This is a genomic window from Vreelandella andesensis, from assembly GCF_003989795.1.
In the GTDB taxonomy this organism is placed as follows: domain Bacteria; phylum Pseudomonadota; class Gammaproteobacteria; order Pseudomonadales; family Halomonadaceae; genus Vreelandella; species Vreelandella andesensis.
The window spans coordinates 19,232-34,936 of the sequence record NZ_RZHG01000027.1; the positions used below are offsets into that span (position 1 = coordinate 19,232).

General features: G+C 52.3%; 18 protein-coding genes. 15 read left to right on the forward strand and 3 right to left on the reverse strand.

Translation table 11 applies throughout. The annotated features are described in order from the left end of the window. The first annotated feature begins 245 nt into the window (after positions 1-245). The 8 genes from ELY33_RS14305 to ELY33_RS14340 all read left to right on the forward strand — a co-directional run bounded on the left by ELY33_RS14305 (position 246) and on the right by ELY33_RS14340 (position 6,311). Positions 246-1,112 (forward strand): MBL fold metallo-hydrolase, encoded by an 867-nt coding sequence (locus tag ELY33_RS14305; protein ID WP_126948587.1) that lies wholly within the window; start codon positions 246-248, stop codon positions 1,110-1,112. 51 nt (positions 1,113-1,163) lie between these two features. Beyond that, positions 1,164-1,355 carry a YgaP family membrane protein gene (locus tag ELY33_RS14310; RefSeq protein WP_126948588.1) on the forward strand — a complete coding sequence of 64 codons (192 nt, stop codon included), beginning with the start codon at positions 1,164-1,166 and terminating at the stop codon, positions 1,353-1,355. An 18-nt stretch (positions 1,356-1,373) separates the two neighbouring features. Beyond that, positions 1,374-1,835 (forward strand): YeeE/YedE family protein, encoded by a 462-nt coding sequence (locus tag ELY33_RS14315; RefSeq protein WP_126948589.1) that lies wholly within the window; start codon positions 1,374-1,376, stop codon positions 1,833-1,835. 10 nt (positions 1,836-1,845) lie between these two features. Further along, entirely contained in the window at positions 1,846-2,268 is a 423-nt protein-coding gene (locus tag ELY33_RS14320; protein ID WP_126948590.1) for a DUF6691 family protein, read from the forward strand. Positions 2,269-2,409: 141 nt separating this feature from the next. Continuing rightward, a complete protein-coding gene (locus ELY33_RS14325) occupies positions 2,410-3,111 on the forward strand; it encodes a response regulator (protein ID WP_126948591.1) in 702 nt (233 codons plus the stop codon). Next, entirely contained in the window at positions 3,108-4,451 is a 1,344-nt protein-coding gene (locus ELY33_RS14330; RefSeq protein WP_126948592.1) for an ATP-binding protein, read from the forward strand. The genes ELY33_RS14325 and ELY33_RS14330 overlap by 4 nt, the downstream gene beginning before the upstream one ends. Positions 4,452-4,563: 112 nt before the next feature. Then, positions 4,564-5,259, forward strand: coding sequence for a c-type cytochrome (locus ELY33_RS14335; protein ID WP_126948593.1), 696 nt, complete (start codon positions 4,564-4,566; stop codon positions 5,257-5,259). Continuing rightward, entirely contained in the window at positions 5,256-6,311 is a 1,056-nt protein-coding gene (locus tag ELY33_RS14340) for a c-type cytochrome (protein ID WP_208644256.1), read from the forward strand. The genes ELY33_RS14335 and ELY33_RS14340 overlap by 4 nt, the downstream gene beginning before the upstream one ends. A gap of 110 nt (positions 6,312-6,421) precedes the next feature. Here the strand turns inward: ELY33_RS14340 and dsbG are convergent, their stop codons facing one another. The 3 genes from dsbG to ELY33_RS14355 all read right to left on the reverse strand — a co-directional run bounded on the left by dsbG (position 6,422) and on the right by ELY33_RS14355 (position 9,962). Beyond that, complete coding sequence (dsbG, locus tag ELY33_RS14345; RefSeq protein ID WP_126948594.1) at positions 6,422-7,201, reverse strand: thiol:disulfide interchange protein DsbG; 780 nt, start codon at positions 7,199-7,201, stop codon at positions 6,422-6,424. Between the two features lie 69 nt (positions 7,202-7,270). Further along, a complete protein-coding gene (locus ELY33_RS14350) occupies positions 7,271-8,086 on the reverse strand; it encodes a TlpA family protein disulfide reductase (RefSeq protein ID WP_126948595.1) in 816 nt (271 codons plus the stop codon). A gap of 106 nt (positions 8,087-8,192) precedes the next feature. Next, a complete protein-coding gene (locus tag ELY33_RS14355; RefSeq protein WP_126948596.1) occupies positions 8,193-9,962 on the reverse strand; it encodes a sugar phosphorylase in 1,770 nt (589 codons plus the stop codon). A gap of 242 nt (positions 9,963-10,204) precedes the next feature. Here ELY33_RS14355 and nrdR point away from each other — a divergent pair, with 242 nt between their 5' ends. From nrdR to ELY33_RS14390, 7 genes are all read left to right on the forward strand, one after another. After that, positions 10,205-10,687, forward strand: coding sequence for a transcriptional regulator NrdR (gene nrdR / locus ELY33_RS14360; protein WP_126948597.1), 483 nt, complete (start codon positions 10,205-10,207; stop codon positions 10,685-10,687). Then, positions 10,684-11,850, forward strand: a complete 1,167-nt coding sequence (gene ribD / locus ELY33_RS14365) for a bifunctional diaminohydroxyphosphoribosylaminopyrimidine deaminase/5-amino-6-(5-phosphoribosylamino)uracil reductase RibD (protein WP_244208616.1) — start codon at positions 10,684-10,686, stop codon at positions 11,848-11,850. Before nrdR ends, ribD begins: the two co-directional genes overlap by 4 nt. 73 nt (positions 11,851-11,923) lie before the next feature. Next, positions 11,924-13,090 (forward strand): bifunctional 3,4-dihydroxy-2-butanone-4-phosphate synthase/GTP cyclohydrolase II, encoded by a 1,167-nt coding sequence (gene ribBA / locus ELY33_RS14370; protein ID WP_126948598.1) that lies wholly within the window; start codon positions 11,924-11,926, stop codon positions 13,088-13,090. Positions 13,091-13,094: 4 nt separating this feature from the next. Continuing rightward, a complete protein-coding gene (gene ribH / locus ELY33_RS14375) occupies positions 13,095-13,583 on the forward strand; it encodes a 6,7-dimethyl-8-ribityllumazine synthase (protein ID WP_126948599.1) in 489 nt (162 codons plus the stop codon). Next, a complete protein-coding gene (gene nusB, locus ELY33_RS14380; RefSeq protein WP_126948600.1) occupies positions 13,580-14,083 on the forward strand; it encodes a transcription antitermination factor NusB in 504 nt (167 codons plus the stop codon). The genes ribH and nusB overlap by 4 nt, the downstream gene beginning before the upstream one ends. A gap of 35 nt (positions 14,084-14,118) precedes the next feature. Beyond that, on the forward strand, positions 14,119-15,096 hold the full coding sequence (thiL, locus tag ELY33_RS14385) for a thiamine-phosphate kinase (protein ID WP_126948601.1): 978 nt from the start codon (positions 14,119-14,121) through the stop codon (positions 15,094-15,096). Then, positions 15,093-15,566: a phosphatidylglycerophosphatase A family protein gene (locus ELY33_RS14390; protein ID WP_126948602.1), complete on the forward strand. Its 474-nt coding sequence runs from the start codon at positions 15,093-15,095 to the stop codon at positions 15,564-15,566. Before thiL ends, ELY33_RS14390 begins: the two co-directional genes overlap by 4 nt. Positions 15,567-15,705 lie beyond the last annotated feature (139 nt).

Below are 15,705 nucleotides of genomic sequence, written 5' to 3' on the forward strand. Positions count from 1 at the left end.
CCCCCCATTTAACCACTAGCGCCACACGTAATTACAGCACCGCGCAGGCAGCGTGGTGCTGTTTTTTTCTGCGAAACCCTATCTCTCGATACCTTTTTTTGTCTTAGAGGCTGTTTGTTACTGAGCAATATTGATCGTGCTCAAGAAATGGCTTTAAATTCCAAATAAGTATAAACATATAACCAATTATGGTCTATGATAGTGGCATAGCAGCATCACTACTTGCCATTGGCTGGAGGCATAGAATGCAACGCCCGATTGTTACTCATTTCTTTGATGAACCTACGAACACCTTTAGTTATGTCGTGCAGGATCCGGACAGTAACGCCTGCGCAATTCTAGATTCGGTGCTGGATTTCGACTATGCCGCAGGGCATACGGATGTTCGGTCTGCGGATGAAATTATTGACTTTATTCGCGATAACCAGCTTGAAGTGGCATGGATTTTAGAAACGCACGTACATGCTGATCATTTGTCGGCAGCGCCGTACTTACACGAGCAGTTAGGCGGTAAAACGGGGATAGGCGCACACATTGTCGATGTGCAGGAAATTTTTGGTAAAGCATTTAATGCGGGAACCGAGTTTGCTCGGGACGGCAGCCAATTTGATGCCCTGTTTAACGAAGGCGATACGTTCACCATTGGAAATATCCAGGGGAACGTGCTTCATACGCCAGGCCATACGCCTGCCTGCCTAACGTATGTAATCGGTGACGCGGCCTTCGTTGGCGACACACTGTTTATGCCGGATTACGGCACTGCACGCTGTGATTTCCCTGGTGGCGATGCGCGAACGCTGTACCGCTCCATTCAAAAGGTATTGGCACTGCCGACGCAAACGCGGCTGTTTTTATGTCATGACTATAAAGCGCCAGGGCGAGACGTCTATCAGCATGAAACCAGCGTGGCAGAACAACGTGACGCGAATGTTCATGTGCATGAAGGCATCACAGAAGATGAGTTCGTGAAAATGCGCACAGAACGCGATGCCACGTTAGGCATGCCTAAGCTCATTATTCCTTCTGTACAGGTCAATATGCGCGCGGGCGAAATGCCGCCTGCTGACGACAACGGCGTGGTGTATCTGAAAGTCCCTATCAATCATTTTTAACTGGTTTCTCAGCTGGTTTCTCAACTGATTTTGAAAATTAAGGAACAGAAAATGAAAGCAAACGTCGGCGGTATCGATAAAGTAGCGCGCATCGTTGTTGGTCTAATTCTAATCGTGCTGGCACTTACCGGCACCATTGGCGTATGGGGTTGGATCGGTGTCATACCGCTTGCCACTGGGCTGTTTAATGTTTGTCCGTTGTATTCTCTGCTGGGTATCTCAACCTGCAAAAACAAGCATTAATACAGTAAGGAGATCCCCATGGACTGGATAGCAAGCCTGCAAGGGCTCATTGGTGGTGTGTTAATTGGCTTATCCGCTGTGTGGTTGATGGGAGCTTTAGGGCGCATCGCTGGCATTAGCGGCATTATCGGAAACTTGATTACCCTGCGACCTAAAGGCGACAGCGCTTGGCGCTTGGCCTTTTTGGTCGGGCTGGTGAGTGGTCCGTTAGTGATCATGGCAATGGGAGGCGGGCTAGGCAACGTTGTCGATGCTCCCGGTGCGGTGATCGGTGCGCCAGCCGGTGGTGTGCCGCTCATGCTGATAGCAGGTCTGTTAGTGGGTTTAGGTACTGGGCTTGGCAGTGGTTGTACCAGCGGTCATGGTGTCTGTGGCTTAGCACGCTTGTCGACCCGTTCGATGGCCGCCACAGGCGTGTTTCTCATCACAGCGATAGTGACGGTGTACGTGACGCGACACATGATCGGAGGTGGCGTATGAGGTGTATGACATGAATAGCACAACCGTAAAAACCGCTGCTGGCTATATCGCTGGATTGCTCTTCGGATTAGGGCTGGCTATCTCTGGTATGACGGATCCGGCCCGTGTGCTTGGCTTTTTAGATGTGGCTGGCGCTTGGGACCCGACACTGATGTTCGTGCTAGGCAGTGCGGTAGGCACGACGTTTGTCGGCTATCGATTGGTATTTGCCCGAGGTGAGCCACTGTTTAGCGGTAATTTCCAGCTCCCGACTAAGCAATCGTTAGACGGAAAACTGCTGGGTGGCGCTGCGCTGTTTGGAATTGGGTGGGGGCTTTCTGGTTATTGCCCTGGCCCTGCTATTGCGTCTATAGGAGGGCTCTCGTTACCGCTAATAGCGTTATTGGTCGCGATGGTGGCTGGCTGGTTTATCGCAAGAAAAATTAGTTCGTAACGTATGCCAACCGAATGCTATCGCCCTTGCTTACATAAGCAAGGGCGTTTTTTTTTGATCAGGCTCATGTAACCCATTCGCTAAATTAACGCTGAGTTAATGTGCTCTTGTCATGCTAGTAGCACTAAAAGGAAAACCGCTATGCACGTCTTGCTCATTGAAGATGATCCACTTGTCGCATCAGGGATACGCTCCGGTCTAATGATGTATGACTTCGTTGTCGATCATGTTTCTACGATTCAAGCTGCGCGACAAACCCTTCAATCAGTCGCTAGTGACGTTGTCATACTGGATCGTGGCTTGCCGGATGGCGATGGCTTGCAGCTGCTGCAGTCATGGCGTGAACAAGGTATTGCTACCCCGGTGTTAATACTGACAGCGCGCGACGCGGTGCGTGACCGTGTTGATGGCCTGCAGTGCGGGGCCGATGATTATTTGGTGAAGCCCTTCGATCTTGACGAGTTAATCGCTCGTCTTCACGCGTTACTTCGGCGAGTATCTGGCCGTAGCCAGGGTCAGACGATACACGGCGCCTTGACGCTGGATCCCAATGCTCGTGAAGTGAAAGTTTCCGGGCAACTGGTGGCGCTGTCGCGCCGAGAGTTGGTGCTCTTGGAAACTTTTTTGCATTCGCCGCGCAGTGTGCTTTCTGCCGACCAGCTTAAAGATAGCCTTTATGGTTTGAGTGATGATGTCGAAAGCAATGCCTTGAACGTGCATATCCATCATTTACGAAAAAAGCTAGGCAGTGGGGTCATTGAAACGGTTCGCGGGTTGGGTTATCGGCTAGGCAAGCCTGAGGCTGTTCACATCCCCGGCACGCCTCATAAGGGGCAGCAATGAGTTTACGCGCCCGCTTATTGCTCACCTTAGGGGTGACGTTGGTGTTGCTATGGGGCATTGCGGCGGCCTGGTTGCTGAATGATTTAGAAAAAAAGTTCGTTGAAACGTTGGATCAACGTCTTGCTCAGTCAGCGCGCATGGTGGCAGGGCTTGTACTTCAACTCCCGGAAGATGTCTGGGAGCAACGTCAGACTCGCGCTTTGTCCATTCCTCCTATTGAGGGTCTGGCTTGTCAGGTTCATTCCCCGCGTGGCGATATTATTGCCCGCACCCATGCCAACATGGAGACCATACTGGCTCCGGGCGAGCGTGGTCACGCATACCGGCAAGAGGGTGATACTACCTGGCGCGTATTTACTTATGAACGGGGCAATCTTGTTATTACCACCGCTGACCGGATGGATGAGCGGGACATGTTGCTTAGTGACGTGGTTCGCGTCGCTGTCGTGCCGTTTGTGGTGGCATTGTCAGGAAGTTTGCTGGCGCTTTGGCTGGTTGTCTGGCGTGGTTTGGCACCGCTGTCACGGCTACGCGCATCGCTCGCCAGTCGTCATCCTGAAGCGCTGGCACCTGTGTCTACTTATGGTGTGCCGAAAGAGATCAAACCGTTGATTGATACACTTAATGGTTTACTGGTGCGAATTCAGCAAACCATTGTCCGCGAACAGCGGTTTACCAACGATGCTGCTCATGAGCTGCGCACTCCCTTAACCGCGATTAAAACCCATCTTCAGGTAGCGCAACGAGCCAACGGTGAAACGGCTAAAGAAGCCCTTGGTTACGCCGAAGCGGGAGTGATTCGGCTGGCGCATACGTTAGATCAACTACTAATATTAGCAAGGGTTGAAGGGCGAATGCGCTTTGACGATGGCGAACTAAGCCAAGTGGCTGAGATTGTCGAGGTCGCGGTCGCCGACAGCGTTGCCGCCGCAGGGCAGTGTCTGACCCCTGCGCATTTACCCCACGTATGCGTGGCCATGCCGAGAGAACTGGCAATTACCGCACTGCGCAATTTATTGGATAACGCGCTGCACCATGGGGCAAGCGATTTGCCTGTCGCGTTAACCGTGCAGTCTGCACCTGATCAGCGCCACGTAACGTTTACTGTTCATGACCAGGGCGGCGGCGTTGATGACGCGATATTGAAACAATTAACCCAACGCTTCTGGCGCGTAAGCAAGCAGCAGGGCAGTGGTTTGGGATTAGCGATTGTGGCGGCAATTGTTGAGCGGTTTGGTGGCTGGGTGAGTTTTGAAAATGTCGAAGCTGGCGGGTTCAGTGCTCACTTAACCATTCCCACTGTAGGCGATAACCAAGGGGAGATTGCAAAGGCTATTTGATAGCACTCACTAAGCCATCGCATAGCTGCAAGTGTGTAACGACGAAGATATCGAACGGTTAAGCGATAACGAATATAGATAAGCGAATAACGACCAGCAGTCAGGGGGAAATATGAACAAAAAACAGTGGGTTAAGTTTAGCTTGCTGATGGGGGTTAGCCTTGTAGGCGCTAGCTCTGTCGCAGGCACAGCCTTTGCAGAAACGGGTAATGCCGAGCGTGGTCAAATCGCTGCGGCGACCTGTACGGCATGCCATCAAGCAAATGGCAGCGGAATGAATATACCGGGAGGCGAATCTTGGCCGCGTTTGGCGGGACTTAATGCCGACTACATCGTCAAGCAGCTACACGATTTCAAACAGGGTCGTCGCCAAAACGCCACCATGATGCCCTTCGCTAGCATGCTCAACGATCAGCAAATCGTTGACGTAGCGGCTTACTACAGCCAAATGCCGGTGACTCCCGCGCAAGGCGGCGATGACGCGGATGCCGTGCTATTGCAGCGAGGTGAACAGCTGGCAGAGCGTGGCGATTGGGATGCCTACATTGTGTCGTGTAAGAGCTGCCATGGCCCAGGTGGAACTGGCGTTGGTGGGCAGTTCCCTGGTATTGCAAGCCAGCACGCAGGCTACATAAGCGCTCAGCTGCATGCCTGGCAAGATGATGAACGCAGTAATGACCCCCAACATTTGATGGGAGCCATTGCCAAGCGTATGAGCGATGAGGATATCCAGGCGGTGTCAGCGTGGTATGCCGCCCAAGATGTTAGTGACCAAACCGGTAGCGCAGAAGAGGAGACCACACAATGAGCTTGTCTAGAAAACATCTCGTGATAGCGCTAGCTGGCTGTTCGTTAGCTACCGGCATTGTGGTCAGCGCCTTCGCGGCTAATGATAGTGGCGCGCCAAGTGAAGCGCCTTACCAAGGGCTAGTGGAACTTGGCTTCCCTGCACCGCAAGAGGGTGAGCTGGTTCATGTTCCGCCGACCATGGCAGACCTTGAAGATGCCGACATTCATCCAGAGCTGAAAAAAGTCATTCGTTATGGTTATGACCTATTTACCAACACCCAGCAGCTACGTGGTGAATATGTTAATAACGATATGAACTGCTCCAGTTGCCATTTAGGCGAAGGGCGTCAGCCGTTTAGTGCGCCGGTTTGGGCGGCGGCGGTTACGCTTCCCGACTTTCGGGGTAAAAACCAGCACGTTAATAATCTTGAAGAGCGTATCGCCGGTTGCTTTGCATACTCGATGAATGGCACACCGCCTCAGTACGGCAGCGATGAGATGCTGGCACTGAGCGCTTATCACCAGTGGCTGGCTACGGGCGCGCCGATGTACCCAAGCCAACCTATTTATGGTCGTGGTTTTCCTGCGCCAGATGAGCCAGCAGAATCCCCTGATTACGCTCGCGGTGAAGCGGCATACCAGGAAAATTGTGCCATTTGTCACCAAGATGACGGCGCTGGGCATTATGAGAATGGCGAGTATGTGTTTCCCGCACTCTGGGGTGATGGCTCCAATAATTGGGGCGCAGGCATCGTCAGGGTTGATACAGCCGCAGGGTTTATTTACAACAATATGCCCCTAGGTCAGCCGCGTTCGTTAAGTGATCAAGATGCTTGGGATATTGCGTATTACATGAGTAGCCAAGAGCGTCCCCAAGACCCCCGTTACACGGGTGATGTTGCTGAGACACTTGAACGCTTTGGGCCTACTTTCCATAAGCGTTCGCTTTATGGCCAAACCCGCGAGCATGACGGCCACGTGCTTGGTGATCATGCTAACTTTGGTGAAAAAGGCAACGTAGAACCGTGGAATGTAGGAGTGCCACGTTTTGAGAGCTTGTCTAGCGAGTAAGCTTTCTAGCAAGTAACCCTCTAGCAAGTAACCCTTCTAGCAATTACTTGTAGTGACATTAGCCTGCGGTGGTATTCGCACCGCAGGCTAACTACTGGTAGTTGACTGCGCTAAGGTGATTCGTTGCCCATCATTTCAATTAAGCGCTCGTCGCTTGGTAGGCCCTGAATCCGGTCGATGCGTAAATTGCCACTCTCGGTTTCGCGCTGGAAGGCGCTGGTAGGCGTAGCGTACAGGCCTAGTTCCTCGAAAAGTTGGTTATTGGCGTACACTTGCTCTTCAATATCTCTTGGCTGGGCGCTCGCTGCAAGCATATCGCCTTTGCTGTGGTCATGTAGCGCGGCAGAAGGGTCCTCCGCACCTAGCAGAGTGGCCGCCAGGGCAGGGCTATTCGGCGCTAATATTCCCACCATAATATGGCGCAGCTGCACCTCACCTGCTTCTACCCAGGGGCGGCTTTGTTGCCATAGCTGACGACAGTAGGGACAGTTGGCATCGGTAAAGGTATAAATCACCCGAGGTGCATTCTCGTCGCCATCCTGAATCCAGTGGCTTTCTTCCAGTAATTCCCAGGTTTGCGCTTCCAGCGGTACTCGGACATGTTCATCTAGCTGTGCTTCGGTGAGATCGTTGCCCTGACCATCCATCAACGTGCCGATAATGGCATGCTCGCCATCAGGGGTTAAATAAATCGCCATATCCCGGCCCTGCACGCTAGCACCGTAACCGCGCATGCCCCCCGGTGCCTCAAATTGGTCGTGAATCGTCAGCCCCTGGTTAGCTAGCGCTTGAACCGGCGCAGGCAGTTCTTCGGCATAGCCCGCCGATGCAGTGCCAAGGCTCGTTAAGAGTAATAAACTGCTTACCCGAGATAGGGAAAAATATTTCATGGGTATGTCCTTATATAAAAGATACGCAAAGTTAACCACTGGTTTTATGAGCCAGGATAAGAGGCTGACTTAACGTAAACGTTCCAAGCCTTGTTGAAGGGTTGCTTTGGAAAGTTCGCCAAAATGCGTGTTAACGAGCTTTCCTTCCATGTTGTAAAAAAGGGTTGTTGGCATTGCGTGAGCGCCCGTCGCTTTACCCAATGCATTGCGTTGGTCAAGCCACACGTTAACCAGTGAAAGGTCGTACTGGTTCATAAATGTTTCAATATGTTGAGCGCTTTCCCCTTGGTTAACGAACACAAATGTGATGCCTTGTTCGGCGTTTTGAGCTTCCTCAAAAACAGGCATTTCTCGAATGCAGGGTGGGCACCAGCTCGCCCAGAGGTTCACAACCATAGGTTGCTGCTGCTGTTCAGAGAGCTGGGGCAAGCTAATAGGATTGCCGCTGCGGTCTGTGAGAATCATGCCTGGGAGGGGACGCGCCTGCTGGTCGATAAATATAGCGCTGCCAGCGATCAGCCCCCAAGTGAGGGAGCCTGCCAGCAACGCACCGCTTAAAGGCCAGCGTTGGCGAGAAGAACGCCATAGCACCCAGCTTGCATAGCCAAGTCCAGCAATGACACCGCCCGCTAAATCAAAGCCACCATCACGAATATCTAACCGTGAAATAATACCGTCATACGCACCCCAATAGCGCACTACAAACATGGCCCTAGCGGCGATGAAGGAAATGAAAAGTATCGTTATAAGCGTATCGCTAACTGCCGTATTGTATCGCCGCCCCAGTAGCGCACCCACCAGAAGCGCCATCAAAAAAGCCAGTACAATAACAAGTTGATGAACGCTAAAGCCCATGGGGCCAATCGCAATGCTTTGCTGTAGCATGATTAATGACTATCTCAGTCAGTGATTAGTCTTTTTAGTATCTCTGCCGAAGATTATTTGACGATTATATTGCCTGTTACTGAGACGTTATGCCGCAACGCATGCTTCATGCTTCTGTCACCATCCATCTTATTGCATAGGGTGGGAGCGCGGTTTCTTCCTCGGAATTTTGTAGATCTAAATCACGCCATGCGTGTTGGCTAAGTGCCTGCTCAAGGGCTGCTCCTACGTTATCTAATGGCAGCAGCGTATCGGTGACATTAAATAGGGCAAGTAGACGGCGTCCATCATGAAGTGGTCCTCGCTCAATGGCGAGCAGTTCAGGCGGCGTAGGCAGTACGCGTTGCGCGGCATTGGGGTGAAAGCAGGGTTCCGCACGTCTTAATTCAAGCAGCCGGCTGAGTGCACGAAACACATCGTGAGTTGGCGTTGAAGGGCTGTCAAGTAACACGGCTAACTCGTCACGTTGCCAGCGGCGACGATTGATTGAGCGTAAGCGACCGCTTCGTTCTACTCCTTCAACATCGTTTAAAGTACCCGTCAGGGTATGGATATAGAGGGCGGGAATGCCTTGTAGAGTGAGCATGATGGCTTGGCTACAAAGGAAACGGGCAATTTGCCAGGGATCTGGCCCTCTTCGTGTGCCACGCATGGCCTCAAACCACGTAATATTGATTTCGTAAGGCGAGTCACTGCCATCAGGGTTGCTTCGCATGCTGACAAAGCCCCCAAAGCGATGCATCAGTTCTAACAGTGCATCTCGCTCATGGTCGGGGAGTAATCCTTCCAAAGGGCGCACGCCAATACCATCATGGCTCGCGGTGAAGTTTAAATAGGTGCAGTGCTTGGGGAGTATTGGCAAGCTGGCCAGCCATGTCTGAAGAGTGGTGGCTTCACCGCGGGTAAGCGTATGCAATAACAGCGGAGGCAGGGCGAACTGATAGACCATATGAGCTTCGTCGGGTGCTCCTTGCGCTAGCCGTTCTAGGCCAAAGTAGCTGATGTTTTCTGCATGAGGGACATTGGTCTCGGTAATGATTAGCGTGCCGGGGGATATCTCATCCACAATGGCGCGCAGTAAACGGACAACTGTATGGGTTTCAGGAAGGTGGATACAGGGCGTTCCCAAACGCTTCCATAAAAACGCCACCGCATCCAAGCGAATAATGCGCACGCCCTGTTGGAGGTAAAACAGCAAAATGCCAACAAATTCTAGCAATACATCGGGGTTTTCAAAGTTTAAATCAATTTGATCTTCCGAGAAGGTCGCCCATACATGGCGAGTGCCTCGGCGGGTAGAAATGGGCACTAGCAATGGACTGCTGCGTGGCCGAATAACCTCTGAAACATCGGTTTCTGGGTCAACTTCAATAAAGTAATCGCGGCCTGGCAGGCTGCCGGTTAAATAATCCACAAACCACAATGACTCGCGAGACACGTGGTTAAGCACTAGATCTGCCATTACGTCATAATGGCTTGCCAGCTCGCGAATGTGCTCCCACTCGCCTAACTCTGGATTAACTTCTCGGTAGTGAATAACTGAGAAACCGTCATCGCTACTCCAAGGAAAAAAGGGCAGTACATGTACGCCGCTAATGCGCTCGCCCAGATAGCGTTGAAGAAATTCATTAAGCACCGCAAGAGGAGGCGCGTCCTCTGCCACAATCGAATCACCGTAACTAATGACCCATTGATCTTTTTCGCTCCACATTGGTGCGTTACCGCCTTCAGCCGTTGTGTTTTCTGTGCTGGCTGGCGCTTGTGACGCGTGGCGAAAGTGCTTTATGTGTTGTCCAAGGCGGCGCTGTACCTCGCTGGCGCGGGGGCCATAAAGGTGCGAAAGGAATTGCTGGACCGTCTGCTCAAATGGGGTCATAGGGGTGTCCTCTTAAACAACCTACGACAAACGCTGCAGCTTGTGTGCCAAATCGTTACAATGCTAGGTTAGCGCTGCGTTTAATGAAGCGACGATTTTTGTTTTTTGTTTGCAAGCGCCCATAAACTGCATGTCGTTGTAGCGTGTGTACTTCGCTGCTAATAATAGTTCACAACATGCTTATATGTGCCGTTATCCGCACAGACTGACACGCTGCACGTACTGACAACAGGTTGACTGCCATGCATTGCCCTTTTTGTGGTGCTAATGATACTAGAGTGACCGACTCGCGGCTGGTAGCCGACGGTGACCAAGTGCGCCGTCGCCGCCAATGCGTTAGCTGCAATGAACGCTTCACCACCTATGAAACTGCAGAACTTATTATGCCGAGGGTCGTTAAATCCGACGGTTCTCGCGAGACGTTTAACGAGAGCAAGTTGCGGGCAGGCATGTTGCGAGCGCTTGAAAAGCGTCCGGTAAGTGCCGAGGCAATTGAAGCTGCTGTCGAGCGCATCCGCCAATCGCTACGTGCCCGTGGGGATCGCGAAGTTAATGCGCGCGATATTGGTGAAGCCGTTATGAAAGCGTTGAGCAAACTTGATCAAGTCGCTTATATCCGTTTTGCGTCGGTATACCGGAAGTTTCAGGATTTAGACGAATTTCGCGCTGAGATAGATCGTCTTTCTCAAGACCCCGGCGATCAGCATCGCGGAGAAGGTTCATGAAAGAGTCGATGGAGAAGCGTTTTACTAGCGCTGATTATCACTTCATGGCGCGTGCCCTACAGTTGGCGGCAAAGGGGCTTTATACGGCAGACCCTAACCCCCGAGTAGGCTGTGTGATTGTTCGTTACGATCAGCATACTGAAGGGCAGGTGGTTGGCGAGGGCTTTCATCTTCGCGCAGGTGAACCTCATGCAGAAATTCACGCGCTTAACGCGGCTGGCGCAGCGGCTGAAGGCGCAACGGCTTATGTCACGCTGGAACCTTGTTCTCATACAGGTCGCACTGGCCCTTGTGCGGTTGCGTTAGCAGATGCCAACGTTGCTCGCGTGGTCATCGCAATGGTTGATCCTAACCCCTGCGTTAGTGGAGGCGGTATCAAGCGGCTACAAGAAGCAGGCATTCAGGTAAATGTTGGTTTGCTAGAGCAAGATGCACGTGCGTTGAACCCTGGGTTTATTTCCCGTATGCAGCGTAACCGGCCCTTTGTACGCTTGAAAATGGCCATGAGCCTGGATGGCCGCACTGCCATGGGCTCGGGGGAGTCGCAATGGATTACTGGCCCGGAAGCCCGTAGTCAAGTACAGCGCTTACGGGCTCGTTCAAACGCTATTTTAAGCGGCGTTGAGTCCGTTATCATGGATGATTCTCGGCTGACAGTGCGGGCTGATCAGCTGGCGCTTGATAATGCGGAGGTGATCACTCAGCAGCAGCCGTTGCGCGTTATTTTGGACTCGCGCTTGCGGTTACCGTTAGCAGCTGCTTGCCTTCGTGAGCCAGGTCGCACACTAATTATCACTACTGAACACCACAGTGAAGAAAAACGCCAAAAGTTGGAAGCCGCAGGGGCTGATATAAAGGTGTTGCCTGCGGATCAACAAGGTCGAATCGATCTTGTGAACATGCTGAGTTGGCTGGCTGAGCATGAGCAAATAAATGAGCTGCTTGTTGAAACCGGCGCAACTCTGGCAGGCGCGTTGTTAGATGCAAATATGGTGGATGAGCTGCAGCTATTTGTTGCCCCTACGCTTTTAGGAGGCGAGGCCAGACCACTGTTTGCGTTGCCTGGCATGACCCGCATGGCCGACCAAAAACGGGTGACTATTAAAGAAATTCGAGCCGTTGGGAGTGATTGGCGAATAATCGCTGAACCGCGTACCGACTAGCGCGCGAGGCCAGAGCAAGGTACCCTGACGCGCGAAATCGCATCTATTTGCGACCACTTATTTAGGAGATTCCATGGCGCATTCCTCTTCAGAAGGTTTGTCCCCTATCGCTGAGCTGGTGGAAGATATTCGCCAGGGCAAAATGGTGATTCTCATGGATGATGAGGATCGCGAAAACGAAGGCGATATCATCATGGCGGCCGAAAAAGTTCAGGCCGAGCATATCAACTTCATGGCGCGCTATGCCTGCGGACTCATCTGCATGCCAATGACCCGCGAGCGTTGTGAGCAGCTAAACCTGCCGCTTATGGTGCGTGACAATGGCTCTGGGTTCGGCACTAAGTTTACGCTCTCCATTGAAGCGACCGAAGGGGTGACCACCGGCATCTCAGCCGCTGATCGTGCGCGTACTGTTCAAGCGGCAGTCGCGACGAATGCCAAGCCGTCGGATATCGTACAGCCTGGGCATATTTTTCCGCTGATGGCTGAACCGGGCGGCGTTCTGCGTCGTGCTGGACATACGGAAGCCGCTTGTGATTTGGCCTCATTAGCGGGCTGCGATCCCAGCGGCGTCATCTGCGAAATTATGAACGACGATGGCAGCATGGCGCGTCGTCCTGAGCTTGAAGTATTTGCGAAAAAACATGGTATTAAAATTGGCACGATTGCTGATTTAATTCACTACCGAATCGTCAATGAACAAACGATTGATCCGGTTGAAACGACCAGCGTGATGACGACCCATGGGGAACTGGCACTGCATGTATTCCGTGACCGCATACAAGGTGCCCACCACTTAGCGTTAGTAAAGGGTCAGCCGACGCCTGAGCAGGCGACGACTGTACGTGTTCACTTAGCGGATACACTGCGTGATATCGTAGGGTTGATGAAAGGCGAACAGTGCCGCTGGGATTCACATCGTGCGTTGGAAGAAATCGCTAATGCATCTGCGGGTGTCTTTGTGCTGATTGATGATGGTCGTCCTCACCAAGACCTAAAAGATCAGCTCGATATTTTTCTGGATCGCGTGCGTCAACCGCGTACCAGTGATTCAGATGGGTCAGGTAACTACTTAACGATTGGTACTGGCTCGCAAATCCTACGCCGTTTAGGGGTAGGCAAAATGCGGCTACTCAGCTCACCGTGGAAATTTTCAGCGCTCTCTGGTTTTGATCTCGAAGTTGTCGAGCGTTTGGGGCCAAATGACACGGCGTATGAGCCAACTTCTCAGCAGGAATAAATTGATGCAATCCCTTTCGCAAGTTGAAGGCACTTTTGTGGATGTTGATGGCCGTTATGTCATCGTTGTAGGTCGTTTTAACCACCATGTGGTGGACAGTTTGGTGGAAGGCGCTATCGATAGCCTGACACGCCACGGCGTTGATGCGGATAATATTCACCTTGTCCACGTCCCGGGTGCTTGGGAACTGCCGCTGGCAGTAAAACGTGTACTCAAGGTCATGAAGCCCGATGCGGTTATCGCACTGGGTGCTGTCATTCGTGGTGGTACGCCGCACTTTGAATATGTGGCTGGTGGCTGCAACACCGCCATTAATCATCTCCAGCTTGAGTTCGATACGCCGATCGCAAACGGTGTATTAACCGTTGAATCTATCGAGCAGGCAATTGAGCGCGCAGGCACCAAAGCCGGTAATAAAGGCACAGAAGCTGCAATGGCAGCGATGGAGATGGTGTCGCTGCTACGTGCATTGCCGTTAGGAGATAACCAATGAGCGAACGTCGTGAGCGTAAGCCCTCTGCCGCGCAGCAAGGGCGTCACGCTGCGCGTGAGCTGGCGGTTCAGGGGATTTACCAGTGGCAAATGACAGGTAAATCAATCACCACTATCGAAGCTGAGTTTCGCAGCCAAGTAGCGGATGATGACCTGGAAGATTACGAAAACTGGGTGAAGGTAATGGAAATCGCCGATAAGGCGCTTTTTCATGAGCTGCTGCATAACACGGTCAGGTTCAAAGCAGAATTAGACCGGGAAATTTCGCCGTTGCTCGACCGTCGCCTAGAGGACCTTGATGCTGTCGAGTTAGCCATTCTTCGCTTGGGTGCCTACGAGCTATCTCGGCGGATGGAAGTACCTTACCGAGTAGTGATTAACGAAGGCGTTGAGTTGGCCAAATCTTTTGGTGCCACCGACGGCCATAAATACGTGAACGGCATTCTCGATAAGCTAGCAAACCGCTTACGTAGTGCCGAAGTCAGCGCTCGCCGTCTGTAAAGCGAGCCTCCTGATAATGCGTTTAAGGGGCCTTTGTGCTTGGCGAATTTGAACTGATTCAGCGTTACTTCATGCCGCTGCAGGAGGCGCACGCGACTGCTGGCATAGCGCTTGAAAATGGCGACGATGCAGCGCTTTTGGTGCCTCAAGCAGGTCAACAGCTTGTGGTCAGCGTTGATACATCGGTGAGTAACGTCCACTTCCCCCACGATGCCCCGGCACACGCGATAGGACATCGCGCACTGGCGGTGGCACTCAGTGATTTAGCGGCTATGGGGGCGACGTCTCGTTGGTGTCTGATGGCAATGACGCTGGATAAGCGTATCTTTAGCGGTCGTGCCACTGCTGAGCAGTGGTTATCAGGTTACGCTGAAGGGTTCCACGCGCTTTGCCAACAGCACGCCACTGCGTTGGTGGGTGGCGATGTCACTTCTGGGGCACTGACCATCGGTATCACGGTAATGGGCGAAGTGCCCACCGGCCAAGCGCTAACCCGAGCAGGCGCAAAAATTGGTGATGTTATTGCGGTGACGGGTACGCTGGGTGGCGCCGCGGGTGGCTTAGCGCTCTGGCGTCAAGGCGAGCGCGAGCTATCGCATCCGCTGTTAGCTCGCTATTTGTTACCTCAACCTCGTTTGGCTGCTGGTGTTGCATTGCGTGGCGTTGCGACAGCGGCATTAGATATTTCAGATGGCTTGTTAGCAGATTTAGCGCACTTGCGTAAGGCATCTAACGTCGGCTGTGCACTGGAGGCTGACGCGTTACCGCTAGCAGTTGGATTGCAAGAGACATTGGGCCATGATGGTGCGATTAAAGCCGCGTTGTCCGGTGGTGATGACTATGAACTGCTGGTGACCCTTACACCTAAGAATCTCGCTATTGCTCAGCAGCGGCTTGCCAATTTAGGCCTCTCGCTGACCGCGATAGGCCACTGTACGGAAACGCTAGGTGTCACTGGCGTCGCCGTTAGTGACTACGAAGGATGGCAGCATTTTAGCGGGGAAGCGCCATGAACCGAGCACCAGCGAGCGTTTGGCGTCGGCCAACCCATTTTTTTGCATTTGGCCTAGGCAGTGGTGCGGTGCCCTGGGCGCCAGGCACCTTCGGTACGTTGGCAGCCATTCCCTTTTACTGGATGATGGCCGACCTGCCATTGAACTGGTACCTGGGCATTGTTTTTGTTGCGTTTGTTGTTGGGGTTTGGTTGTGCGATAAAACCTCTCATGACTTAGGCGTACACGATCACTCCGGTATTGTTTGGGATGAGTTTGTTGGTTACTGGATAACCATGGCCGCAGTGCCTTTTTCATGGGAAGCGGCACTATGGGGGTTCATCGTTTTTCGTATTTTCGATGTCTTCAAGCCGTGGCCCATTCGCTGGGCAGACCGACGTGTTGCCGGCGGATTTGGCATTATGATTGATGACGTAATGGCGGGCATTTACGCGTGGAGTACGATGCATTTATGGTTTTGGCTTCACTAATAAGCTTTTCGTTCAGGTCTGTCGGCAGTAATAGCCAGAAATAGGCAGATGAGCTACCGAATACAATAAAGAATGGATCTAAATAATCATTAAAAACTGATCATGCAACGTCGGTGGCGAATGTCTCCAATCATGGGGG

Coding starts and splice junctions, on each gene's coding strand:
- ELY33_RS14305 (WP_126948587.1), top strand. CDS start 246: ATGCAACGCCCGATTGTTACTCATTTCTTTGATGAACCTACGAACACC.
- ELY33_RS14310 (WP_126948588.1), top strand. CDS start 1,164: ATGAAAGCAAACGTCGGCGGTATCGATAAAGTAGCGCGCATCGTTGTT.
- ELY33_RS14315 (WP_126948589.1), top strand. CDS start 1,374: ATGGACTGGATAGCAAGCCTGCAAGGGCTCATTGGTGGTGTGTTAATT.
- ELY33_RS14320 (WP_126948590.1), top strand. CDS start 1,846: ATGAATAGCACAACCGTAAAAACCGCTGCTGGCTATATCGCTGGATTG.
- ELY33_RS14325 (WP_126948591.1), top strand. CDS start 2,410: ATGCACGTCTTGCTCATTGAAGATGATCCACTTGTCGCATCAGGGATA.
- ELY33_RS14330 (WP_126948592.1), top strand. CDS start 3,108: ATGAGTTTACGCGCCCGCTTATTGCTCACCTTAGGGGTGACGTTGGTG.
- ELY33_RS14335 (WP_126948593.1), top strand. CDS start 4,564: ATGAACAAAAAACAGTGGGTTAAGTTTAGCTTGCTGATGGGGGTTAGC.
- ELY33_RS14340 (WP_208644256.1), top strand. CDS start 5,256: ATGAGCTTGTCTAGAAAACATCTCGTGATAGCGCTAGCTGGCTGTTCG.
- dsbG (WP_126948594.1), bottom strand. CDS start 7,201: ATGAAATATTTTTCCCTATCTCGGGTAAGCAGTTTATTACTCTTAACG.
- ELY33_RS14350 (WP_126948595.1), bottom strand. CDS start 8,086: ATGCTACAGCAAAGCATTGCGATTGGCCCCATGGGCTTTAGCGTTCAT.
- ELY33_RS14355 (WP_126948596.1), bottom strand. CDS start 9,962: ATGACCCCATTTGAGCAGACGGTCCAGCAATTCCTTTCGCACCTTTAT.
- nrdR (WP_126948597.1), top strand. CDS start 10,205: ATGCATTGCCCTTTTTGTGGTGCTAATGATACTAGAGTGACCGACTCG.
- ribD (WP_244208616.1), top strand. CDS start 10,684: ATGAAAGAGTCGATGGAGAAGCGTTTTACTAGCGCTGATTATCACTTC.
- ribBA (WP_126948598.1), top strand. CDS start 11,924: ATGGCGCATTCCTCTTCAGAAGGTTTGTCCCCTATCGCTGAGCTGGTG.
- ribH (WP_126948599.1), top strand. CDS start 13,095: ATGCAATCCCTTTCGCAAGTTGAAGGCACTTTTGTGGATGTTGATGGC.
- nusB (WP_126948600.1), top strand. CDS start 13,580: ATGAGCGAACGTCGTGAGCGTAAGCCCTCTGCCGCGCAGCAAGGGCGT.
- ELY33_RS14390 (WP_126948602.1), top strand. CDS start 15,093: ATGAACCGAGCACCAGCGAGCGTTTGGCGTCGGCCAACCCATTTTTTT.